Origin of the sequence: Enterococcus sp. AZ035 (assembly GCF_050548325.1) — a bacterium.
Lineage (GTDB): Bacteria > Bacillota > Bacilli > Lactobacillales > Enterococcaceae > Enterococcus > Enterococcus faecalis.
Genome location: NZ_CP172958.1, coordinates 2,021,001 through 2,045,503 on the forward strand (window position 1 = coordinate 2,021,001; position 24,503 = coordinate 2,045,503).

Here is a 24,503-nt window from a genome sequence, read left to right on the forward strand (position 1 = left end):
TTTTTTAGATGCCAGCTGCAGGGATCGAACCTGTGACCTACGCGTTACGAGTGCGTTGCTCTACCAACTGAGCTAAGCTGGCCTGAAACAAATCTATTATAGGACTTTCTACTTTATTTGTAAAGTCTGTTTGTTATTTATTTATGCAAAATCTCTTTAAAATAAGCCAAATAGCGACTTTACAAACTTTTTTCTGAAAATGTGGTATAATAGAGATATCAAGAAAGGATGGTTTTTTGTATGTCAAATTTTAATGGTATGGTTACTCCTGTTGTTCCATCGGATGCTGGTAAGGATTTCGCCGTTGACACCCATGTTACTTTTCTTGTTCACGGACAGCCACAAACAGGCGTTGTTACGAAACAATTAAAAAATGCCGCTGTCGTCGAAATTGACGAAACGCAAAAAAACAATCACTTAATGGTGCACAGCAATGGTGTGATTGTTATTAATTACAAACAATTGAAAAAGATTTAATTCTTCAAGCGTGGGAAATTTCCCCCGCTCTTTTTTATGTACAGAATTGGAATACTTTCCAATTCGTCGGAAACTATAATGCTGTAATAAACGCAAAAAAACCAAAAATAATTCCGGGCACATTAGCAAAAATAATGGACTTATCTCGTGTTTCTCCATCGTCTCCATATAACCCATGAATCGTCCAAAAAATACAATTAATCATTGCCACTAATGGTTGCGTCGGATTGCCTTTTTCCCCATGTAAATTTCCATAAATTTGCGGAATATACGAAACATACATCAAAACTGACATCACACTAGCAATCACAGCGATAGCGTGTAAGGCTTTTTTATTCTTTTTCATAGCTCCTCCTTTGTTTTTTTATTTTTTATTATACACCTAGAAAAGTTCTTTAAGCAAAAGAAAACCGTTAGTAACCATAATCGGTTACCTAACGGTTTTTTGTTATTATTTTGTTCCGAATAAACGGTCACCAGCATCCCCTAAACCAGGAACGATATAGCCGTCTTCGTTTAAGCGCTCATCTAAAGCTGCTGTATAAATATCTACATCTGGGTGCGCTTCTTGTAAAGCTTTCACACCTTCTGGAACGGCCACTAGACATACAAATTTAATGTTGCTAGCACCACGTTCTTTTAATGAATCGATGGCCATAATTGCGGAACCACCTGTTGCTAGCATTGGGTCAACAACAAATAATTGACGACTTGCAATGTCTTCAGGTAATTTCACGAAGTATTCATGTGGTTGCAATGTTTCTTCATCACGATAAAGTCCAACGTGTCCAACTTTCGCTGCTGGAATTAATTCTAAAATCCCATCAACCATGCCAATGCCGGCACGTAAAATAGGAATGATTGCTACTTTTTTCCCTGAAAGTGTTTTTTGTGTTGATTTACCCATCGGTGTTTCGATGACAACATCCTCTAAAGGCATATCCCGTGATACTTCATAAGCCATTAACATAGCAATTTCGTTGACAACTTCGCGGAAAACCTTTGTCCCACAGTTCTTTTCGCGAATCATTGTTAGTTTGTGTTGAATTAGCGGATGATCAATTACTTGAAATTTTCCCATATCTATTCTCCTTCATTATTTTATTCTTTCTTATTGTAAAACAAAAGAGCCTAGGACACAAGTTGAATTCCTTAAATCCTAAGCTCCGACTCTTATTTGTACAGAGAATCGCGCTTCAGCTATCCCTGATGTTAGTTATATAATGGATATTTTTTAGTTAGCGCTGCTACAGCTGCTTTGACTTCATCATGAACTGCTGTATTTTCTGGATCTTTTAAGACTTGAACGATTAATTTAGCAACTTCTACCGCATCTTCTTCTTTAAAACCACGTGAAGTAATTGCAGGCGTTCCAATACGGATACCACTTGTTTTAAATGGACTTAATTGTTCAAACGGAATTGAATTTTTATTGACAGTAATATTTACACTATCTAAAATAGCTTCTGCTTCTTTTCCATTTAAACCAAAACCTGTCACTTCAATCAGTAATAAGTGGTTATCTGTTGCCCCACTAATTAAACGAGCTTCTGGCGCTTGATTGAAAACTTTCGTCATCGCTTGCGCATTTGCAATCACTTGCTGACTATATTCAGCAAAACTTGGATCCAATGCTTCTTTAAAAGCTGCGGCTTTTCCGGCAATCACATGTTCCAATGGGCCACCTTGAATGCCTGGGAAAATACTACTATTTACTTTTTTCGCCAATTCTTCGCTATTTGTCAAAATTAAACCGCCACGAGGACCACGCAATGTTTTATGGGTCGTACTTGTTACGATATCAGCATACGGAACTGGATTTGGGTGCAACCCTGAAGCTACCAAGCCTGCAATATGCGCCATATCAACCATTAACTTGGCATCTACTTCATCAGCGATTTCACGGAAACGTTTGAAGTCAATCGTTCGTGAATACGCACTTGCGCCTGCAACGATTAGTTTTGGACGATGTTCTCTTGCTAAAATTCGCACGACATCGTAATCGATTACTTCTGTTGAAGGATCCACTCCATAACTGACAAAATTATAGGTTTTTCCACTAAAGTTAACGGGCGAACCATGTGTTAAGTGACCACCAGCTGATAAATCCATCCCCAAAATGGTATCACCTGGTTCAACCAATGAAAGGTATGCCGCTGTATTGGCTTGAGAACCTGAATGGGCTTGTACATTCGCGAATTTTGCACCAAATAATTCTTTGGCACGATCGATAGCTAAATTTTCTACGATATCGATAAATTCACAACCACCATAGTACCGTTTGCCAGGGTAACCTTCTGCGTATTTATTCGTTAAAATACTTCCTTGGGCAGCCATAACTGCTTTTGACACGACATTCTCAGATGCGATTAGTTCCAAGTTATTTTCTTGGCGCTCTTCTTCTCTTGCAATTGCATTCCATAAATCTGGGTCATACGTTTTGTAATCCATTCAAACAACACTCCATTTTGTTTTCTTTTGTCTGATTGTATCATACTTCTGTGTCAGCTTCGTTACAAATACCTCTTATTTTTCAAAAAATTTTTGATTGGCTGATTTTTTCAAGCGATTCATGTAAGCAGTGCCTAAACCAGTTTCTGCAAATCCTTGCGCAAAAATCGTGGTAGCTCCTTGCTCATCTAACGCTCTTAACCCTGCAAATAGTTCTTTTGTGGCATTTTCAACCGTTTCTGCACCATAAGAATAAACAAACGCATTTTCTGTATCTAGTTGTGCTGCCTGTTCATCACTTAAAAATAAGCCGATTTTTTCCTGTTGTTCTTTTGCTTGCTGAATCGCCGCTTGCCATTCTGCTGTTTGACCGCTTATAATCCAAACTTCCGCATCAGGAGAATAGTGTTTGTATTTCATCCCTGGCGCTTTGGGTGCTGCAGTTTCACTAATCAAATGTGTATCGATTTTCACTTGGGGAATAATGCTTTCCAACTGCTCTTTGGTAATTGCTCCTGGTCGTAAAATAACTGGCACACCATCTTCCGCCGTTAAATCCAAGACCGTTGATTCCACCCCAATCTGCGTTGGGCCATCATCTAATATGGCAGCAATTTTCCCCTGCAAATCATGATAAACATGCTCTGCAGATGTTGGACTAGGCTTGCCAGAAGTGTTCGCACTTGGTCCGACCAACGGAACATTGGCTTGTTCAATCAAAGCTAAGGTCGCTTGGTTATCTGGCATACGAAAAGCGACTGTCTCTAAACCACCTGTTACTGTTTTAGAAAATGTATCGCTAGGCACATTAAAAATTAAAGTTAATGGTCCCGGCCAAAAGGCAGACACCAATTTTGTAGCGACTTCTGGTAAGGTCGCCACGTATTTTTTGACCATCTCAACGTTGTTCACATGAACAATCAATGGATTATCACTGGGGCGGCCTTTTACTTGGTAAACTTTTTTTACTGCCGCTTCATTTAAGGCATCGGCACCTAAGCCATAAACAGTTTCTGTTGGAAAAGCCACTAGCTCGCCTGCTTGAATGGCTGCTGCTGCTTGGGCTATTTCTTGTTTGGTTAATTTTTTTGTTTCCATTGCAAATCGCTCCTTCTAGAAAAGTGGCGACGAAGAACCTTAGTTACTCGGCTATCGCGAGGCGATCGTTGCCAGATAAATCTTTTTCAATTTTAATTGTTTTTTGTGGATAGGCGGCGCTCAATAATTCTTGGAGGGCCGCGCCTTGTTGAAACCCTATTTCAAAATAAATTTTACCGTCTGCTTTAAGCATCGTTTGACTTTCATGAATTAATTGTTGGTATAAAGCCAAACCGTTATTTTCAGCGAATAAAGCGGTTTTAGGTTCATACGTTCGGACACTTGCATCCATTAAATACCATTCTTGTTCACTAATATAGGGCGGATTAGAAATAAGCAGATCAATTTTTTCAGAAGCAACTGGCTGTAAGCCATTCCCATGATAAAATTCGATGCCAGCACCTAATGCTTGCGCGTTTTGTTTAGCGACAGTCAACGCTTCCTCTGAAAGATCAATGGCAATAACTCGCCAGTTGGGCCGTGCCAGTTTCAAGCTAACCGCAATGGCACCTGTCCCTGTTCCGACATCCACGACCGTCAAAGGAGTATCTGGATTGGCTTTTAAGCAACGCTCGACTAATTCTTCTGTTTCTGGCCTAGGAATCAAAGTATGTTCATTAACAATAAAGGAATGTCCATAAAATTCAGCTTGTCCTAGTAAATATTGTGCTGGGTAATCTGTCAATAATTGGGCTAAATCCGTTTTTAATTGTTCCTCTTCTTCTTGGGGCATTTCTTCTTGCATATGCAGGAGCCACTGCGTTTTATCCCAACCTTTACGTTCTAAAAAAACATAGTGAATAGCGTAGCCTTCTTTGCCTTGCGCCTCTAAAAAAGAAGAAGCCCAGTTAAGGACTTCAAAGTAACGTTTAGCCATTTTGCATCTCTTCTAATTTCGATGTTTGATCATATAAGACTAATGCATCAATGATTTCATCTAATTTGCCAGCAAGAATCTGGTCTAGTTTTTGGATGGTTAAACCGATACGATGATCCGTTACTCGATTTTGCGGGAAGTTATACGTTCTGATTCGTTCTGAACGATCTCCGGTCCCCACCGCCGATTTACGGTTAGCATCATATTCACTTTGTGCTTCTTGTTGAATTTGGTCATACACACGAGCACGCAAAACTTTCATTGCTTTTTCACGGTTTTTTAGCTGTGAACGTTCATCTTGCATTGCGACTACGATTCCTGTTGGTAAATGGGTTAATCGAACAGCCGAAGCGGTTTTATTGACGTGCTGTCCACCAGCGCCACTTGCATGATAAATATCGACACGGATATCTTTATCAGCTAATTCGATTTCGACTTCTTCCGCTTCCGGCATAACTACAACGGTTGCTGTCGATGTATGAATCCGTCCTTGTGATTCTGTTGAAGGAACTCGTTGCACGCGGTGAGCGCCACTTTCATATTTTAATTTTGAAAAGACGTTATCTCCTGAAATCATCATAATTACTTCTTTATATCCACCGATTCCAGTGACGTTCGCTTCTAAAACTTCCGCTTTCCACCCTTGTGCTTCTGCATATTTTTGGTACATATTAAATAAGTCGCCAGCAAAAAGTGCGGCTTCATCGCCACCGGCTGCACCACGGATTTCCATGATGATGTTTTTATCATCATTTGGATCTTTTGGTAATAATAAAATTTTAATGCGGTCTTCTAACACTTCTTTTTCTTTTTTCAAATCAGAAAGTTCTTCTTTCGCCATTTCGGCCATTTCCGCATCTAAGTTTTCACTTAAAAGTTCTTCGGCATCGCTAATCCCTTCAACAACTTGTTTATATCGGCGATAAACCTCAACCGTCTCACGTGTATTAGCTTCTTCCTTCGATAATTCCATGAAACGTTTTGTATCACTAATGACTGCTGGGTCACTTAATAATTCGCCCAATTCCTCATAGCGATCTTCAATAGATTGTAATTGATCGTACATAGTGTCTCTCCTTACTGTTCTTCATTCACTGTTTTTGGATGAAAATAATGTTTGCGACAAACAGGATAGTAGGCTTCATTCCCACCAATTTGGACTTGATCCCCTTCATAAACGGGTTTGCCATCAATATAGTGCAAGTTCATAGTTGCTTTTTTATGACAGAACCAGCAAATCGTTTTTAATTCTTCTAATTTGTCTGCATATAAAAGTAAATACTTTGAGCCTTCAAATAATTCATTTCTAAAATCATTCTTTAGCCCAAATGCCATTACTGGAATATCTAATTCGTCAACAATTCGTGCAAATTCAATGACATGATGCTTGTTTAAAAATTGACATTCATCGACTAATACGCAAAAAGGTTTGTAAGACAAATCATTAATCAAGTCAAAGACATTGGTTTCTTCAAAAATTGGAATAGCATCTCTGCGTAATCCGATGCGACTGGATACTTTCCCAACACCATCACGTGTATCTAGTCCACTGGTCATCAAAACAACTGGTTTGTCTTGTTCTTCGTAATTGTGTGCTACTTTTAAGATTTCAATGGTTTTACCACTGTTCATTGCGCCATACTTGAAAAATAATTGAGCCATGTTCACTACACCTTTCCGTTAGTTCCTTACGTATTTTACTATATTTTCAGCAAAAAAGCAGTATTTTTAGCTAAAATCGTCGTGCATTTTTCTGAAAAAAACAGAATCTACGCCAAAGTCATTTTAGTAGGGCTATTTATACTCCAACTAATGATCCTGCTAGTATGCAATAAAAAAGCCCGAAATTGTAGTTATTTGACTACAATTTCAGACTTTTTAATGCTAGTTATTTTTGAGCAGAGGCAAATTCTGCTGATTGCGTACCTGCTTGACGACCATAAATGATAATATCGGCGATTGCATTGCCTCCGATACGGTTTTGACCATGTAAGCCACCTGTTAATTCACCAGCAGCATATAGACCTTTAATTGGTGTGCCATCTTCACGTAAAACTTCTGTTTTCGTGTTGATTTTCACGCCACCCATTGTGTGGTGAATCCCTGGTGCAATTTTAATTGCGTAGTAAGGGGCTGTGCTTAAGTCAGCTTCCATTCCAGTTGTCCGGCCAAATTGTTTGTCATCTTTGGCATTAACATCTTGGTTCCAAGTATCAATCGTTGCTTTCAATGTATCGGCAGGCATGCCAATTTTTTCAGCTAATTCTTCAATCGTTTCACCTTTTTCCACGAAACCTTTTTGATCATAGAAATCAATGGCTTTTGCACGGTCGCGAACGCCTTGGTCAAAGACTAAATAAGCTGATTTTTCTGGTAAGGCATTGATTGCTGCAGAAACTTTGTCGCGTGTATCTAACTCATTAACAAAACGTTCTCCTTTTTGAGAAGCCAAGATTGCGCCTTCTCCACGAACTGCTTCACCAATTAAGAAAGCATCGCTTTGTTGAACAGTTGGGTGAATTTGAATTTCTTTCATATCCACTAACGCACCGCCAACTTTTTGAATCATTTGGATACCGTCACCTGTTGTGCCTTCTTGGTTCGTTGTAACATAGTTTTTCAATTCTGGTTTGTATTGTGTAATTAATTTTTCGTTGGCACCGAAACCACCTGTTGTGACAACGACTGCTTTTGCTTTAACTGTTTTTTCTTTATCATCTTTCATTTTCACTTTTACGCCATCGATTTGACCGTTTTCTTCAACTAAGTCTGTGACGTCAGCATCAACAAACAATGGAATTTTTTCTTCGCGAACGTTACGTACTAAACCGTCAACTAGATAGCCCCCAATTGCTGATCCGTCAGCAGGTCGGTGTGTGCGTTTTTCGCTCATTCCACCTGTAATCGTTAAATTGCTCAATGTAATTCCTTTTGTATCTAACCAATCAATTGCTTCAGCTGAATGATCAACAAAATAACGTAGTAATTCTTGATCGTTGGTTCCTTTACCGCCTTTTAGTGTTTCTTCAAAGAATTTATCGTTGCTATCTTTAATGCCTTCTTTTTCTTGGAATTTTGTTTGTGAAGCATTCATTCCTGAAGACGATTTAATTGTATTCCCACCTGCAACAGGCATTTTTTCTAAAATAACTGGATTCATGCCAGCTTCTTTGGCTTGTAATGCAGCGGTCATCCCCGCACCACCTGAACCAACAATAACAACATCATAACTGTCTTTTAGTTCACTTGGATCTGTATAACCATTAGCAGAGGCACCAGATGTTGCTTCTGTTTTTTCAGAAGACGCTTTTGTTTTACCAGCGGCTTTTTCTTGATCGCTTGTACAACCTGTTGCTGCACCTAATAATAACCCTAGGGAAAGAACTCCCATTAACACTTTTTTCATTGTTTTCCCACCTTATAAACTATTGATTTCTACCAACACAATTTCTTATTTTTCATTTGAATAAAAATAACAGTTTGTTACATAAAGTGAACACATTCACATATCAACCGAAATAAAAAAGCTACCACTACTTTTTAAAGTTGTATCGTTAGACAAACTGACCAATTATTAATAAGTTGTTTGGGGAACAACCTATTTTTCTATTCTTTCATAAAATATCATGTTCTCGCTTGTTTGTGGATGTTTTCCAATTATTTCTAACGAATTTCTTATTTTTATTTGTCATTTCAAGGATTTTCTGGCAGAATTATTCGTTTGAGGCGAAAAGTTTTGGTATACTTAGTTTAATTAGAATTGGGAGGTTATCTAGTGAACCATACACGTTTGCTGTGGCTGGCACAGCGAAAAAGCGATCGATTTATTCGCAAAAATTTTTCATCTATTCAAATCATCGTCGCTTATTACATATTAATGACGGTTATTTCTTATTTATTGTTTTGCCTCCCTATTTTCAGAGAACCTGACTCGCATGTTCCTTTTATTGATTTATTTTTCTTAGCAATCAGTACAGTCAGTGTTACTGGACTCACCACAGTCGATATTAATTCGGTTTTTAATGATCGTGGGATCGTCTTATTGGAGGTTCTTTTCCAAGTTGGTGGCTTAGGGATTATGATGATTTCAACGGTCTTTTTTATTTTATCAAAACGGCGAATCACATTAAAGCAACGTCAGTTAATTATGACTGACATGAATCAGCCGCGACTGAGCGGAATTGTTCGACTGATCCGCACCACTTTTTTGATTTTAATTTGGTTCCAAGTAATCTTCGGCTCGCTCTTTTCGCTTTATTTTTATATAAGTGGTTATTATACGAACTGGCGAGATGCGATATTTTATGGATTTTATCAAGCTATTTCTGCAGTGACTAATTCAGGCTTTGATATTTCAGGTGATTCAATTATTCCTTTTGCTCATGATTATCTCTTTTTACTGGCAATTATGTTCTTGATTTTTATCGGCGGGATTGGATTTCCCGTTTTACTGGAAATTCATGAGTGGTTACATTTTAAGAAAAAGAACTTTCGTAAGAAGAAACGAGGCTTGCCTTTCCGCTTCTCATTGTTTAGTAAAATTGCTTTGCTAGCGTTTATTGTTCTGTTTATTGGTGGGACTATTTTGATTTACTTATTAGAAAAAGATCACCTATTTTTGACAATGAATGAAAGTGGCCGTTGGGTAAGTTCGATGTTTTATTCGATGACTACACGAAACGCTGGCCTCCAAATTAATGATTTAGGGGACTTCCAAATTACAACGTTGATTATTTTCTCTGTGTTAATGTTTATTGGTTGTAGTCCTAGCTCTGTTGGTGGTGGTGTTCGAACAACGACTGTTGCGATTATTGGCTTGTATTTGTTAGCCTTTTTAAAAAGTGAAGATGATATTAGCGTCTTTAGCCGTAAAATAGATGACGATGATGTCAAAAAATCGATTGTCGTCTTCATGTTATCTTTGATTATGTGCTTTTTCGCTGTCGTCTTTTTGTCAGCCACTGAAAATCTGCCCTTGATTTCAATCATTGTGGAAGTCGCTTCTGCCTTTGGGACAACCGGTCTTTCTTTGGGCATTACAGACGATTTAACAACAGTAGGTAAATTAATGATTGCCTTATTAATGTTTATTGGACGTATTGGTATGCTTTATACCTTAATGATTTTTGTACCAAAAGAAACACGTGACTTAGGCTACGAATACCCTTCAGAAAAAATTATTATTGGATAAAAAAACAAAGCCTCTCAAGTAAGAGGCTTTGTTTTTTTATTTTTTCATGTGTGTGACTAGTTTGTTATAACTTTCAGAGCGTTCAATTGCATCTTCTTTAGTTTTATCAAGTAAATGTTCGACTACTTCTTGATTCTGTTTAATTGTATGCAACGCAGAGTAACGTGTTTGTTTTTCAAGGAAATCACGCATTTTGTCAAAATCTGTTTTCTTGTAGTCAATGACCATCGGATCTTTGCCTTTCTTAACTAACTCTGGATTATAGCGATAAAGTGGCCAATAGCCAGATTCAACGGCTTCTTTGGCTTGATCTAACGTCCGAACCATTCCGCCTTTGACCCCGTGATTAATACATGGGGTATAACCGATGATAATTGATGGGCCTGGGTACCGCTCCGCTTCGTCAATTGCTTTAATCGTTTGCATTGAGTTTGCGCCTAAAGCCACTTGTGCAACATAGACATTCCCATAAGTGATTGCCATCATCCCTAAATCTTTTTTAGAGGTATGTTTCCCACCCGCTGAGAATTTGGCAATGGCTGAAGCTGGTGTAGCTTTAGATGTTTGTCCGCCTGTATTGGCATACACTTCGTTATCCATAACAAAAATATTAACATCTTCCCCACTGGCAAGAACATGATCAATGCCGCTAAACCCGATATCGTAGGCCCAACCATCGCCGCCGACAATCCATTGACTCGTTTTCACTAGTAAATCTTTTTGTTCGTAAATTTTTGTTAAAAGTGGATCTTCATCGGCTTCTTCACTTAATGCTGCCGCTAGTTTGGTGGCTCGCTGTTGTGTTCCTTCCCCTTCAGCCATGTGTTCCAACCAATCATTTAACAAGGCTTGAAGTGAATCTGATCCGACGTTTTTAGCAAGACTTTCTTCAACCAGACTAGCTAAATGTTGACGTTTCGTTCGATTGGCAATATACATACCATAACCATATTCCGCATTATCTTCAAACAGCGAATTACTCCAAGCTGGTCCTTGGCCACATTCGTTCGTTGTATAAGGCGTCACCGGTGACGAACCACCCCAAATTGATGAACAGCCTGTTGCGTTAGCAATCATCATTCGATCACCAAATAATTGCGTCAACAACTTAATATAAGGTGTTTCGCCACAGCCTTCACAAGCACCTGAAAATTCCATCAATGGCTGGTTAAATTGGGAACCTTTAACAGAAAGTTTTTTGACTGGGTTGGCTTTTTGTTTAAGAGTCATCGCAAAGGCCCAATTCATCGCTTGCTCTTTCTGAGTTTCATAAGGTTTCATTAAAATCGCCTTGTCTTTCACGGGACATGCCTGAACACAAAGACCACAACCTGTACAGTCTTCTAAAGAAACTTGGATACGATACATCAACCCATCTGTGCCACGCATTTCGCGCATGGCAAAACCTGCAGGTGCTTCTTTCAGTTCTTCTTCATCCGCTAAAAACGGTCGAATAGCCGCATGTGGACAAACAAAGGCACATTCATTACACATCGTACACTTATCCATTTGCCACTCAGGCACTTCTAACGCAATGCCACGTTTTTCATAAGCCGCAGTGCCCATAGGAATGGCACCGCCCTTCATTCCGTTTTCAATCAAATCTGAAACGGTCAGCTGATCCCCTTCTTGACGATTGATTGGTTCTAAAATATTTGTCACAAAAGCTGGAGCTTCCGACTCTTGATTTTCTGGCTCTAAAACAATGGTTGCCCAATCTTCTGGAACTACAATTTCTTGCAGCGATTCAAAGGTAGCATCAATCGCTTGGTAATTTTTTTCAACAATTTCCATTGATTTTTTTCCATAAGTCTTTTTCACTTCTTCTTTAAGTAACGGTAAATATTGCTCTTTCGTTAAAATATCTGTTACTTCAAAAAAGGCAGTAGACATCACTGTATTGATCCGACGGCCTAAGCCTACTTTGCGAGCTAACTCAACCGCATTGATAATATAAAATTTGATTTGGTGCTCCCCAATATATTTTTTTAACTTAGCCGGTAATAAACGATGAATCTTTTCTTGATCCCAAATAGTATTCAGTAAAAACGTTCCGCCATCTTTTAAACCTTTTAACAGGTCGTATTTATGCAAATAGGAAGCATTATGACAAGCGATGAAATCTGCTTGTTCAATTAAATACGTGGAAGTAATTGGCTCTTTACCAAAACGCAGATGCGAAACGGTTAAACCGCCTGATTTTTTAGAATCATAACTAAAGTAAGCTTGTGCATAAAGGTCGGTATGATCTCCGATAATTTTAATCGCTTGCTTGTTTGCTCCCACAGTTCCGTCAGAACCAAAGCCCCAAAATTTTGCTTGGAAGGTAGTATCTGGCGTTAAATCTAAAGTAGGTTCTTCTGGCAATGATTGATAGGTTACATCGTCAACGATCCCTACCGTAAAGCGTTGTTTTAATTCTTTAAATGGCAATAACAAATGATCATAGATCGCTTTAATTTGATTAGGCGCTACGTCTTTAGAGCCTAACCCATAACGTCCACCAATCACAATTGGTCGATTTTCATGTTGATAAAGAGCGCTTTGAACATCTAGCAATAACGGTTCCCCTTCGGCTCCTGATTCTTTTGTTCGATCTAGAACAGCAACCTTTTCTACTGTAGCTGGTAATTTTTCAAGAAGATTTTCGGTAGGAAATGGACGATATAAATGAATATTGATAAAACCAACTTTGCGTCCTTGTTGATTGAGATAATCGACTGTTTGTTTGATTACTGGTGAAGCCGACCCCATTGAAATAATGACTTCTGTTGCATCTTCAACCCCATAATAATCGGTTAAATCATACGTTGTTCCACGAAGATTGTTAATTTTTTTCATGTATTTTTGAACAATTTTTGGCATTTCTTCGTAATTTTTATTGACTGTTTCTCTTTGTTGAAAATGAATGTCAGGATTTTGAGCGGTCCCTGAAACAGTGGGATGATTAGGATTCATGCCTCCCATTCTAAAACGAGTTACAGCTTCCTGATTCACCATTTCTTTCAGGTCATCATAATCAATCACTTCGATTTTTTGTAGTTCATGGCTCGTTCTAAAACCATCAAAAAAGTTTACAAAAGGTAAACTACCTTCTAAGCTAGCTAAATGAGCAACTGCCGACAAATCCATTACTTCTTGGACACTCGATTCTGCTAACATACAAAAACCTGTTTGGCGGGTAGCCATCACATCGCCATGATCACCAAAAATACTCAACGCACTTGTCGTTACTGCCCGAGCCGCTACGTGGAACACAGAAGGCAGCAATTCTCCTGCGATTTTATACATATTGGGAATCATCAACAGTAAACCTTGTGAAGCAGTATAAGTAGTGGTTAACGCACCTGTTTTTAACGAACCATGAACTACTCCCGCTGCCCCAGCTTCTGATTGCATTTCAATAACTTGAACTTTTTGACCATAAATATTTTTTAAACCACTTTCCGCCCATTCATCTACCAACTCAGCCATTGTTGAACTTGGTGTGATAGGATAAATAGCGGCAACTTCTGTAAACGCATATGAAATATAAGCCGCTGCGGTGTTTCCATCCATTGTTTTTTTCATTTTTTCACCTTTTATCTTTCCTAAACATTGCTTGTGACTGTTGTTTTTTGTGTTTTGACATACTGATCAATTGCATTAGCTGCGATTTTCCCAGCGCCCATCGCTAAAATAACGGTGGCAGCACCTGTGACTATGTCGCCCCCAGCAAAAATGCCAGGTATTGAGGTTGCTCCTGTTTTAGGATCAGCCTGAATGTACCCCCATTGATTTAGTTCTATTTCTGAATATGTTGATAACAAGACTCGATTTGCCCCTTGGCCAATTGCCTCGATTACTGCATCAGCAGGAATGGTAAACGTGCTGTTTGGAATTGGTTCTGGCCGTCGTCTTCCAGACGCATCTGGTTCACCTAAAACCATTTTGACACATTCAACACCGGCTAGATTTCCTTGTTGGTCATCTAAATAAGCAATTGGATTCGTTAACCAATAATAGTTAATTCCTTCTTCAAGGGAATGGTGGTATTCTTCAATTCTTGCTGGTAATTCTTCTAACGAACGACGATACACAATGTTCACATTTTCAGCGCCTAATCGTTTGGCTGAACGAGCGGCATCCATTGCAACATTCCCGCCGCCAATCACAACAACATTTTTAGCACGTTTAATCGGTGTATCATATTCTGGAAACTCATAGCTATGCATTAAATTGATTCGTGTTAAAAATTCACTAGAAGAATAAACCCCATTTAAGCTAGTCCCTGGGATTCCCATAAAGTTTGGTGCCCCTGCACCAACCGATAGATAACAGGCATCAAACTCTGTCATTATTTCTTCCATCGTAATCGTTTTACCTACTACCACATTGGTTTCTATTGTTACACCTAAGGCTTCAATACTCGCAATTTCCTGTTTAACAATTTTTTTCGGTAATCGAAATTCAGGTATACCATAGGTTAATACGCCGCCAGCTTCATGAAGCGCTTCAAAAATAATTACTTCGTAACCGAGCTTTGCCAAATCCCCCGCAACCGTTAACCCAGAAGGACCAGAACCGACCACTGCGATTTTCCCTTTTGTTGGTTCCGCTGTTTTTTTAGGAAACATGTGATTTTCTAATGCCCAATCGGCAACTAAACGTTCTAATTTGCCAATTGCCACTGGTTCAAAGTTTTTGGCTTTCCCTAATTTACAAACTTGTTCACATTGTTTCTCTTGCGGACAAACGCGTCCACAAATAGCAGGTAAATTCGTATATTTACTTAAAATATTGGCTGCTTGTTCCATGTTTCCTTCACGAATAGCTAAAATAAATCCAGGAATATCAATCATCACGGGGCATTTAGCAATACAAGGTGCATTTTTACATTGTAAACAGCGAATCGCTTCTTCTTGCCCTTCTGCTAATGTATAGCCTAAGCAAACCTCTTCAAAATTATTCTTTCTGATAGTAGGTGCTTGTTCCGCAATCGGTGTTTTTATACGACTTTTTCTAGCCATTTTTCTTCACCTGCTCTTTCAAACGATCTGTAAAGCAAACTGCTTCTTCTTCCTGATATTGCTTCATTCGATTAATGAATTCATCCCAATTTACTTCATTGCCTTTAAACTCAGGTCCATCAACACAGGCAAATTTCATAGTGCCATCAACAGTGACCCGACAACCGCCACACATGCCTGTTCCGTCAATCATAATAGGATTCAAGGAAACATAAATTGGTAATTGATGTTTTTCAGCTGTCAAGGTACAAAATTTCATCATGATGCTGGGCCCAATCGCCCAACTGCACGCTACAGATTCACGTGCAATAACTTCTTCCATCGCTTCTGTTACTAAGCCCTTTTTACCTAATGAACCATCATCCGTTGTAATGATTAGTTCATCCGAATAACGACGGCATTCTTCTTGTAACAGAACTAACTGAGCTGTTCGTGCCCCAAAAATCGTAATCACTCGGTTGCCTACTTCTTTTAAAGCCTTGATAATTGGATAAATAGCCGCGATACCAACCCCGCCACCGACAACCATCACCGTTCCATATTGCTTCACTTCTGTGGGCATACCTAAAGGTCCAGTGATATCCAACAAAGAGTCGGAAGTTTTAAGTTGGGAAAGTGCAGCTGTTGTCTTACCAATTACTTGGAAAATAATTCGAATACTGCCTGCTTGTGGATTTGTCTCCGCAATCGTTAAGGGGATCCGTTCTCCCTTTTCGTCAATTCTTAAAATAACAAACTGTCCAGCCTGAGCATGTGTCGCTATTCTTGGCGCTTCCAGCCAAAAATCAAATGTATTACTAGATAATTGAGTCGATTGAAGAATATTAAACATTGAAATACCTACCTTCATCGTTCCTTTTCATTCTGACTCCTACTTTCTTAAACCCTTAGGCAACGCTATCAGATAAAGTTGTGGCGACACTTTTAACAAATGTTTTTAGCATTTCGATGTCTTCTTCTTCTGCATTGTTTTCAATTTCAACTGTTTCAGCTACTTTTTTAGCACCAGCTTTTTCAAAAGCTCCTACAAAATCATGCGCTGATTTACAGAAAAATTCACCATATTCACGATCACCAGAGCCAACAACACCAAATGGCTTACCTGCTAAATCCTTTTCAGTTAATTCATCAAAGAAATCTTCAAATTCAAAAGGCAGTTCCCCATCACCATAAGTATACGTTGCGATAATACAAGCATCTGCATCATCAAAGAAGTCTACATCAACTTCTGAACACTCTTCACGTTCTACTTCAACTCCAGCTTCTTGAAACTGTTCTTCCAAAATCTCGGAAATTTCTTCTGTGTTTCCAGTCATACTTGCATAAACAATTTTTACTAGTGCCATCTTCATTCATTTCCTTTCTTTTTCCTAAATATTTCAATGCATTCAAATGCAATTGTAACCCCTTACATTAATTCTTAAAAAAATAACTTTTACAAATGATTTTATTCACAAACTAATCTAACTAAGTATGTACTCTTCCCCTTTCGAGATAGAGTATTTTTTACTACGTCTTTACTATACCACATTCCAAATCTTTTTAACAATATTTTTAAGGTAAAAAAAATATTATTTAGGTTCTTTTTTATAAAACGTTTTTTCTTCTTCCAATCATAAAAATTGCTTCTAAAACCGCTCCCCCTAATGCACGAGCTTTGTCGGAGATCGTCAAGCAATCGACTTTCTCAACTGGTCGAGGATCTACATCTGCACACTTCAACCCTTGATAACAGGTTACCTTTTCTGAAATCAATCCTCTCAAAGTCCCTGTCAGAGGCGAATAAACTGGAACCTGATCGATAAAGAATAATGCTTCCCCTTTCAACACGAGATCCCCTATGTTTTTAAGGTGGGTAACTTGTCCTGAAGCAGGGGCATGGACAACTCGTTCCGCACTTTTTCCGCCAATTTCACCTGGAATACCTGTATTAGGTAAAGCTGTTCCTTCAAAGTATAAACGTCCCAACCTATGGCCACGCATTGTCTCAATCACAACATCGACATCTTGCGGTGCTGAAAAGCCTGGTCCTAAAGCAATCGTAATCGGTGCCATTCCTCGATGCGTACCTAAATTTTTCTTAGCCAAAATCGCATCGATAACAATCAGTGGTTTCAATTGTTGAATAGCACTTGCTGTTTGATCGACAAAAACAGGCAGCTTATTTTGCTGCCAACATTTCGCGCAATCCTTTAATGAAGTAATTCGAACAGCAACCAAATCTTCCACTCTTTGTTCTTTCTGGAAAATAGCATCACAAACTGAAACAGTCCGCCGAATGGCCAAAGGACATTCTGTTTCTAATACTAGTATTTTAAAGCCAACGTGCCATAATTTTTGGATAACACCTGTCGCTAGATCGCCTCCTCCGCGAACAATCACTAATTTTTCTTGGATGTTTTGACTGATTTCTCCCATAAAATAAGTCCTTTCTCTAATTCCATATTGCAAGCAATAATTTTGTCTAATTTTTCAAAACAGCTTTTGGGTAATTGAAGACAGACATTCATCGCTTGAACGAACTCTCTTCGCGTATGGGTTTGATTTAAACACAGAATTCGTTTTCCTTGGCTCTCTTTAAACAATCCTTTTGGATGAGCAATCAGTTGAGCTAACAATGTTTCTGTGATTGGTTCTTGTTGTTGCGCATCGGTTAATTCCAAAAAAAGCGGCAACCGATGAATGGTCGTTTCATCTATCTTTTGACCAATCACAGAAATCGGAAGCACACCAATTGTGGTGGTTGTTTCTTTTAATATCACGGGTTCATAAGAGGACCAGCCTTTCAAAGGTCGTTGTTTGGACCCATCCGCTTCTAAAAAAACTTTCGTGAAGTACTGAAACAATGTTTGAAACGAGGTCATTGCAGGCATCGTTAGTTTTGTTTGGTTGTTGATAGCGGTTCCTGCTAAAGTGATTCCGCAGATATTCGGCGTTATTTTTTCAAAATGGTTTGTATAAAAATAATCATACAATTGACGTTGGGGAAACCCAATTTTTGTGGTTGTACTAACCAGAACAGCTTCTTTTCGATATGTTTTTGCTAGCGCCCACATTAAGCTTGTTTTCCCACCACTACCAACAATCGACACAATTTCCTTCCCTTGTAAATCAAAACACTTTTTTAAGGACTCCACAGTTGGTACCTCCTTTCCCCAAGGTCATTTTTCACAGAAAAAATAGAGGCTACGCGTACTTTTGCTTCTTCTAAAAAACATACACTGCGAGTTATTTCCGCTTCATTAATGAGTAAACCGATCCCACAGCCATCCGTCAATGATGGTGGCAAAGTAAAGACGCGAACAGCCACCTTTCTTGTCAACAGTACTTGTTCTGCCTGAACAGCATAATGTGTATTCGGAAAGGTTAGCAAATACTCCATCTTTTCACCTTCTTTTTTGTTAAAGCGTAATTACTTTAGCCGCTTGATTCATCGTTTCAACAATTTCATACATATTAGTAATAGAACCGATGGCTAAGGTGTCTGTTAAATGATAAAAATCTAAACAGGCCCCACACGTTTTAATCGTAGTTCCCTTCTCAGCTAATTGTTGCAAATCAGCTAAGGTATTCGCTGCTTGATTCGTTAAAAACGCCCCTCGATTAAAGAATAATAGCTGTGTAGGAACAGTTTCTGCTTCTGATAATGATTGAAGATAACTTTTCATTAATAGTCGTCCTAGCTGCTCGTCTCCAGTACCTAATTGATCGGAGCCAATCGTAATTACTAAATCTGTTGCTGACTGACTTGTTTGTTGAGTCGCTTCTTCAGGTACCGTAATTTTGACAGAGAAAACCGTGGCTTCTATCTGCTTCGCAGTCAAAGTGGCCTGTTTTTTAGTAGCTAATTTTTTTAAATTTTCAATGGCTACTTCGTTATCGACTAATACCTCGATAGTGCCTCCAGCTAAACCTAACTCCGCCAAAGCTTTTTTTGTTTCAATCACAGGTATTGGGCAAGGTTTCCCCAATGCATCTACTAATTTCATATTTGGCCCTTCTCTCTATAAAAGTACTACTGCTTGTTGTTCTTTTGGCAGAACCTCGCCAATAATTTTGGCAACAGGGTCCTCTTTTTGAATAGCTGCTAAACAGGCTGCCGCTTCGTCAGCAGCGACACTAATTAACAGTCCGCCAGAAGTTTGTGGATCAAACAAAAGTTCTTGCATTTCCATAGAAATTTTTGAATAATCGATTGTCGTTCCGATTGTTTGGCGGTTTCTTTGCCCAGCTGCAGTGACTAAACATTCTGCGGCGTAGGCCAACGCTCCTGTAATGGTTGGTAATGCTTCTGTATCAATCAGTAATGTTACCTGATTATCAGCCATTTCTTTTGCATGAATTAATAGACCAAACCCAGTCACGTCAGTACAAGCATGTACTGCGTAGGATCGAGCATTCGCAGCGGCATATTTATTTAAACGTTCCATCGAATCTTGTGCGATTTTTTGTTCCGTCTGCTTCGCCAATTGCCCCCGAACAGCCGCTTGAATAATTCCTACACCTAATGCTTTAGTTAAAATCAAGACATCCCCCACCTGTGGCGTATTATTATGCCACAAATTTTCTGGATGAACTTCTCCGGTTACCGCTAGACCATACTTGGGTTCATGGTCATAAATCGAATGGCCTCCCGCCAGTAAAGCACCCGCTTCCTTTAATTTTAAGCTGCCACCCAAGAGCATTTGTTCCAACCATTCTTTTGACATCTTTTGTGGAAAACAAACAAGATTTAGCGCATAAAGGACTGTTCCGCCCATGGCATAGACATCACTTAAAGCATTAGCGACCGCAATTTTTCCAAATGATAACGGATCATTGACCATTGGTGAAAAAAAATCTACCGTTGAAATCAAAGCTTTTTCAGACGTTATTTGGTAAACAGCGGCGTCGTCGGCATGTTCAAATCCGACGAGTAGCCGCTCATTTGCCGGTGTTTCGGGTAAGTGTTGCAACAATTGGTTCAGTACACGGGATTCAATTTTTGCCCCACAGCCACCTGATGTACATTGTGATAAAAAATCCATGCTGTCCGCTCCTTCTCAAATTAGTAGTTCTTGTAAAGCGTGAATTGTCCAAGTAATTTCTTCAGGCGTTGTCTGCCAACCAAAGCTAAAACGTAAGGTGCCAGTTGCTAAAGTCCCAGCTGTTTGATGGGCTAATGGTGCACAATGCAAACCTGCGCGCGTCATAATGCCATATTGTTCTGCTAGTTGCTGTGCCACTATTGTTTCTTCCTGATTCCACAGTGTGATAGAAACAACAGGGACAGTTTGTGCCACGTCCTTGGTTCCTAAAATTGTGACAGGTAACCCTGATAAACCATTTAAAAAATTCTGCATTAAGGTTCGTTCATGCTTTTGAATCGCTGCTAAACCAATTTTATTCAACTCTTTAATAGAACTATTTAAGCTTAGAATACCTAAACTGTTTAACGTACCAGCTTCAAATTTATCTGGTAAAAAAGAGGGTTGATCAAAGGAATTAGAATGGCTACCAGTGCCGCCCGCCATCAGTGGTTTGACCGCTTCAGCCCCTCGCTCACTAAAAGCTAACCCACCAATACCTGCTAATCCATATAAGCTTTTATGTCCAGTAAAGGCTAACACATCAATGGCCATCTGGGTCATTTTTATTGGTAGAAAGCCCGCCGTTTGAGCCGCATCCAAAACGGTTAATAATCCTTTCTGTTGGGCCCATTGAAAACATTTTTCAATGGGTAAAATGGTGCCTAAGACATTGGATGCGTGTGTCATCACCAAGGCTTTTGTATTCGTTCGCCAAGCTCGCTGAATATCTTCTACATCTAACAGGCCAGTTTTTTGACAAGCAACATATGTCACTGAAATACCTCGTTCTTTCTCAAGTAAGTGAAGCGGTCTGGCTACTGCATGATGTTCTAACATAGTCGTAATTACATGGTCGCCAGGTTGTAAAAGACCTGCTAATGCAAGATTTAAGGAAGTTGTTGCGTTATTCGTAAACGTAATCTGAGCCGCACTGGGTGCCTGAAAAAAGTCTGCTAACAATTGACGTGTCTCTAAAAGAGGAAGCCCCTCTCTAAGCAAAGGGGCATTTCTTCCGTAATTCATGAACTGATTTTCTGCTAAATAGGCAGTCAAAGCCTCAATGGTTGCTAGAAATTTTTTATAGGAAGTCGCTGCATAATTTAAATAAACCAAGTCCTTCATACGTTTTTCCTCTCTAACTATTGGTTTCTTGAATTAATTTTCTGTACTCTTCTGGCGTATCGATATCTTTTAAACGGCCAGGAGTCGCTATTCTCAACATCTGAACTGCTTCTGGAAAGCGTTCATAAATCATGCGTCCGCCTTTTTCACCAGTCAATGTTAATAGTTCTTGTCGAAATTGATTACCGAATAATACTGGACTACTAGGACAACCATCTTTTTGTAATGGCACTACAATTTTATTTCTCTGACATTTATCTAACACGGGTTGTAGCATTTTAGGTGTTAACAATGGTTGATCACTAGGTAAGTATAAATAGCCAGCTCCCCGAGCTTGTTCAGTTCCTAAACGAATACTGCTACTTTGCCCTTCTTGCCATTGATGATTGAGAATCAACTGAATGTTCTTAGGTAAAGGAAACGCTGGCTGATTCTCAGGCGAAACAACTAAAATCCGTTCTAATACGTCTAATTGATTCACTAAGGTTAACGTGTGCTCCAAAAATGTTTTTCCTTGATATTTTAAGAACAATTTATTTTGGCCCATCCGTTGTGAATTGCCCGATGCTAGAATAATGACACTAACGAGTGACATGAGTTGTCTCCTTTTATCTTTTTTTCTTTTGATAAGGGGTATTTTCTAAAGGCAGACTTGGTCGGAGCTGACCATCCAAGGCAAAATATGCGCCTGCTAAAGCTGGTGCGGTAGGGATCGTTGCTAACTCACCTACGCCTTTAATTCCATAAGCTAAACCTTCGTGAAGATTGTCAGCATGAACCAAAATTGTTTCGATTGGTGGTACTTGAGTGGCGTTCACTAATCCTAGCGTTGCATATTTTGCTTTAACATAGCCTTCTTCTAAGGCAAATTTTTCAGTTAAAGCATACCCCATGCCCATCGCAATCCCACCTTCAATTTGACCTTCAGCAGCTCGTGGATTCACCACTTGCCCCATATCATACGCAGCCACAAATTTAGCTACTTTTCCTTTGTCATCTAGAATAGCTACTTCAGCAGCATAACCATAACCAGCATGACTAACTGGACTTTTTTTATCATTAATTAACGGATCCGTTTTCGCTGAATATTCCCCATAAAATTCTTCGCCTTCCAAATCGCTTAAAGCACGTCCCATATCAAGTTCATACCGTAATTGCATTGCCGCTCTTCTAGTTGCTTCTCCTGTGAAGAGTGACTGCCTCGAAGCCGTTGTTGTTCCTGAATTCGGCGTTCTTCTCGTATCAGGTGCTTCCGCAACAATCATTTCTGGTGGTAAATTTAATGTTTCACAGGCAATTTGCGTCGTAACGGTTGCCATCCCTTGACCGATACAAGCAGCACTTGTGCGGACATGTATTTTTCCTTCTTCAACAGAAATAATACAACGCCCTGTATCAGGTAGCCCCACACCCACGCCACTGTTTTTAAAGAAACTAGAAATTCCAGCAACTTCCGCTTGTTCATAGACGTCTTTAACTGCTAACAAGGCTTCTTTTAACGCCGCATTTTTCGAGACCAATTGTCCATTCGGTAAAGTATCTCCTGGGGCGACGGCATTTTTAAAGCGTATTTCCCATGGTGATAGTCCGACTTTTTCTGCTAACAAGTTTAAATTACTTTCAATTGCAAAAGCCGTTTGGCAAACACCAAATCCACGAAATGCACCTGCTGGCGGATTATTAGTATATACAGCAAACCCTTCCACATCAATCGTTTGATACTTGTAGGGACCTGCCGCATGTGTACAAGCCCGTTGCAATACCGGTCCTCCTAAAGAAGCATAGGCCCCAGTATCCGCATAAATCACTGCTTTCATTGCAGTTAAATTGCCTTCTTCATCACAGCCGGTCGTAAAGTCCATTTCCATGCCATGGCGTTTGGGATGAACCATCAAACTTTCTTCACGGCTTAGCAGTACTTTTACTGGTTTCTTCAATAACCAAGCGGCTAAGGATGCATGATGCTGAACACTCATGTCTTCTTTTCCACCAAAACCACCACCAACAAGTTTTGATTGAACATGAATTTTTTCCTTGTCTAGCCCTAGCATCCGAGCCACTTCCCGTTGTTCATCATAGATACTTTGACCCGCACTAAAGAGTAAAATGCCCTCACCTTCAGGTTGTGCAATCGCACATTCGGGCTCCATAAAGGCATGTTCATTAATTGGTACGGAATAATGTTCTGTCACTACAAACGCAGAATTTTCTAACACTTCCTCTGCATTGCCACGTACCAAGTGTTCATGAGACAAGATATTGCCCTTTTCATGAATAGCTGGTGCACCTTCTGCTAAAGCAGCTTCACAAGAAGTAAGCGGTATCATTTCTTCGTAATCAACTTCCACTAAATTTTTTATCTCTGGTAAGGTTTCTTTTCTTTTTGAAACAACGAGTGCTACTGCATCCCCAACATACCGTGTTATTTCTCCTTCTGGAATCATTACATCCCAATCGGAAATAAATTCTAAATGACCAATTTTATTATTTCCTGGAACGTCTTTAGCTGTGAACACAGCCACACAGTCAGGATGCGCCAATGCTTGGGTACTATCGATTGATAGAACTTTTGCGCGAGGATAGGCACTCCGCAAAGCAGATGCATGAAGCATTCCTTCTATGTCAATGTCATCTACATAAATCCCTGTTCCTAAGGTTTTCTCCACTGCATCGACCCGTTGGAAGTCTTCCCCTAATTTACCATTTGAATGTTCTTCTGGAATGCTCGCTTCTTCACAAAACATTTTAGCAGCTAACTGAATGGCTTCTATTATTTTCACATATCCTGTACAACGACAAATGTTTCCTCGTATAGCTTTCTGAATGTCTTCTTTTGTGGGTTCGGGTTTCTTGTTCAATAATCCTTGTGCCGAAATAACCATCCCAGGGATGCAATACCCGCACTGAACTGCACCCGTTTTTGCAAACGCATAGGCATAGACATCTTTTTGCCGTTGGCTTAAACCTTCGATTGTCGTGACTTCTTTACCAGCTAATTTTTCTAGAGTAAACAAACATGCTTTGGAAGCCTTTCCATTTACTAACACCGTACATGCACCGCAAGAGCCTTGGTTACAGCCATCTTTTGTTCCAGTTAGGCCCAGATCCTCCCGCAAAAAGTCCATTAATTTTTTGTTTGTTTCACAGGTTTCACTTTGACCATTTACAATAATTGAATACATTTCTTGCACCTCGATTTCTGATATAGT

22 protein-coding genes and 1 tRNA gene are annotated in these 24,503 nt (G+C 39.4%); 2 read left to right on the forward strand and 21 right to left on the reverse strand.

All coding sequences use genetic code 11. The features are described from left to right. Nucleotides 1–9: 9 nt before the first annotated feature. A tRNA-Thr gene (locus IGL32_RS09630) sits at nucleotides 10–82 on the reverse strand. A gap of 158 nt (nucleotides 83–240) precedes the next feature. Here IGL32_RS09630 and IGL32_RS09635 point away from each other — a divergent pair. Further along, nucleotides 241–477: a hypothetical protein gene (locus tag IGL32_RS09635; protein WP_002381528.1), complete on the forward strand. Its 237-nt coding sequence runs from the start codon at nucleotides 241–243 to the stop codon at nucleotides 475–477. 73 nt (nucleotides 478–550) lie between these two features. Here IGL32_RS09635 and IGL32_RS09640 read toward each other — a convergent pair whose 3' ends face one another. The 8 genes from IGL32_RS09640 to IGL32_RS09675 all read right to left on the reverse strand — a co-directional run bounded on the left by IGL32_RS09640 (nucleotide 551) and on the right by IGL32_RS09675 (nucleotide 8,309). After that, nucleotides 551–823, reverse strand: a complete 273-nt coding sequence (locus IGL32_RS09640) for a membrane protein (protein ID WP_002362236.1) — start codon at nucleotides 821–823, stop codon at nucleotides 551–553. 105 nt (nucleotides 824–928) lie between these two features. Next, entirely contained in the window at nucleotides 929–1,558 is a 630-nt protein-coding gene (gene upp, locus IGL32_RS09645; protein WP_002356624.1) for a uracil phosphoribosyltransferase, read from the reverse strand. Between the two features lie 131 nt (nucleotides 1,559–1,689). Continuing rightward, on the reverse strand, nucleotides 1,690–2,928 hold the full coding sequence (gene glyA, locus IGL32_RS09650) for a serine hydroxymethyltransferase (RefSeq protein ID WP_002356623.1): 1,239 nt from the start codon (nucleotides 2,926–2,928) through the stop codon (nucleotides 1,690–1,692). Nucleotides 2,929–3,003: 75 nt separating this feature from the next. Next, nucleotides 3,004–4,026: an L-threonylcarbamoyladenylate synthase gene (locus IGL32_RS09655; RefSeq protein WP_002356622.1), complete on the reverse strand. Its 1,023-nt coding sequence runs from the start codon at nucleotides 4,024–4,026 to the stop codon at nucleotides 3,004–3,006. Nucleotides 4,027–4,069: 43 nt separating this feature from the next. After that, entirely contained in the window at nucleotides 4,070–4,903 is an 834-nt protein-coding gene (prmC, locus tag IGL32_RS09660; protein WP_002379699.1) for a peptide chain release factor N(5)-glutamine methyltransferase, read from the reverse strand. Continuing rightward, nucleotides 4,896–5,969, reverse strand: coding sequence for a peptide chain release factor 1 (gene prfA, locus IGL32_RS09665; RefSeq protein WP_002356619.1), 1,074 nt, complete (start codon nucleotides 5,967–5,969; stop codon nucleotides 4,896–4,898). Before prfA ends, prmC begins: the two co-directional genes overlap by 8 nt. Nucleotides 5,970–5,980: 11 nt before the next feature. Continuing rightward, a complete protein-coding gene (locus tag IGL32_RS09670; RefSeq protein ID WP_002356618.1) occupies nucleotides 5,981–6,565 on the reverse strand; it encodes a thymidine kinase in 585 nt (194 codons plus the stop codon). Nucleotides 6,566–6,791: 226 nt separating this feature from the next. Then, complete coding sequence (locus IGL32_RS09675; protein ID WP_002356617.1) at nucleotides 6,792–8,309, reverse strand: flavocytochrome c; 1,518 nt, start codon at nucleotides 8,307–8,309, stop codon at nucleotides 6,792–6,794. Nucleotides 8,310–8,678: 369 nt separating this feature from the next. Here IGL32_RS09675 and IGL32_RS09680 point away from each other — a divergent pair, with 369 nt between their 5' ends. After that, the gene (locus IGL32_RS09680; protein ID WP_002385738.1) at nucleotides 8,679–10,094 is read left to right on the forward strand and encodes a Ktr system potassium uptake protein D; all 1,416 of its coding nucleotides are present in this window, start codon (nucleotides 8,679–8,681) and stop codon (nucleotides 10,092–10,094) included. 36 nt (nucleotides 10,095–10,130) lie between these two features. On the opposite strand, the gene nifJ is transcribed toward IGL32_RS09680, so the two are convergent. The 12 genes from nifJ to xdh form a co-directional block, all read right to left on the reverse strand. After that, nucleotides 10,131–13,664: a pyruvate:ferredoxin (flavodoxin) oxidoreductase gene (nifJ, locus tag IGL32_RS09685; RefSeq protein WP_002379700.1), complete on the reverse strand. Its 3,534-nt coding sequence runs from the start codon at nucleotides 13,662–13,664 to the stop codon at nucleotides 10,131–10,133. Between the two features lie 20 nt (nucleotides 13,665–13,684). Beyond that, entirely contained in the window at nucleotides 13,685–15,103 is a 1,419-nt protein-coding gene (gene gltA, locus IGL32_RS09690) for an NADPH-dependent glutamate synthase (RefSeq protein ID WP_002379701.1), read from the reverse strand. Further along, complete coding sequence (locus IGL32_RS09695; RefSeq protein WP_430600037.1) at nucleotides 15,096–15,953, reverse strand: sulfide/dihydroorotate dehydrogenase-like FAD/NAD-binding protein; 858 nt, start codon at nucleotides 15,951–15,953, stop codon at nucleotides 15,096–15,098. The genes gltA and IGL32_RS09695 overlap by 8 nt, the downstream gene beginning before the upstream one ends. A 37-nt stretch (nucleotides 15,954–15,990) precedes the next feature. Then, on the reverse strand, nucleotides 15,991–16,455 hold the full coding sequence (locus IGL32_RS09700) for a flavodoxin (protein WP_002382673.1): 465 nt from the start codon (nucleotides 16,453–16,455) through the stop codon (nucleotides 15,991–15,993). Nucleotides 16,456–16,690: 235 nt separating this feature from the next. Then, nucleotides 16,691–17,521, reverse strand: a complete 831-nt coding sequence (yqeB, locus tag IGL32_RS09705; RefSeq protein WP_002379704.1) for a selenium-dependent molybdenum cofactor biosynthesis protein YqeB — start codon at nucleotides 17,519–17,521, stop codon at nucleotides 16,691–16,693. Beyond that, entirely contained in the window at nucleotides 17,485–18,240 is a 756-nt protein-coding gene (gene yqeC, locus IGL32_RS09710; protein WP_002379706.1) for a selenium cofactor biosynthesis protein YqeC, read from the reverse strand. The genes yqeB and yqeC overlap by 37 nt, the downstream gene beginning before the upstream one ends. Continuing rightward, on the reverse strand, nucleotides 18,228–18,485 hold the full coding sequence (locus tag IGL32_RS09715; protein WP_002362598.1) for a DUF3343 domain-containing protein: 258 nt from the start codon (nucleotides 18,483–18,485) through the stop codon (nucleotides 18,228–18,230). Before IGL32_RS09715 ends, yqeC begins: the two co-directional genes overlap by 13 nt. A 19-nt stretch (nucleotides 18,486–18,504) precedes the next feature. Then, nucleotides 18,505–19,092, reverse strand: coding sequence for a sulfurtransferase-like selenium metabolism protein YedF (gene yedF / locus IGL32_RS09720; protein ID WP_156210114.1), 588 nt, complete (start codon nucleotides 19,090–19,092; stop codon nucleotides 18,505–18,507). Nucleotides 19,093–19,107: 15 nt separating this feature from the next. Further along, nucleotides 19,108–20,130 carry a selenide, water dikinase SelD gene (gene selD / locus IGL32_RS09725; RefSeq protein WP_002359657.1) on the reverse strand — a complete coding sequence of 341 codons (1,023 nt, stop codon included), beginning with the start codon at nucleotides 20,128–20,130 and terminating at the stop codon, nucleotides 19,108–19,110. A gap of 15 nt (nucleotides 20,131–20,145) precedes the next feature. Beyond that, nucleotides 20,146–21,294 (reverse strand): selenocysteine lyase SclA, encoded by a 1,149-nt coding sequence (gene sclA, locus IGL32_RS09730; protein WP_156210113.1) that lies wholly within the window; start codon nucleotides 21,292–21,294, stop codon nucleotides 20,146–20,148. A 13-nt stretch (nucleotides 21,295–21,307) separates the two neighbouring features. Further along, nucleotides 21,308–21,889: a molybdenum cofactor cytidylyltransferase gene (gene mocA / locus IGL32_RS09735; protein WP_002356598.1), complete on the reverse strand. Its 582-nt coding sequence runs from the start codon at nucleotides 21,887–21,889 to the stop codon at nucleotides 21,308–21,310. Between the two features lie 13 nt (nucleotides 21,890–21,902). Further along, entirely contained in the window at nucleotides 21,903–24,476 is a 2,574-nt protein-coding gene (gene xdh, locus IGL32_RS09740; protein WP_002356597.1) for a selenium-dependent xanthine dehydrogenase, read from the reverse strand. Between the last annotated feature and the right edge of the window lie 27 nt (nucleotides 24,477–24,503).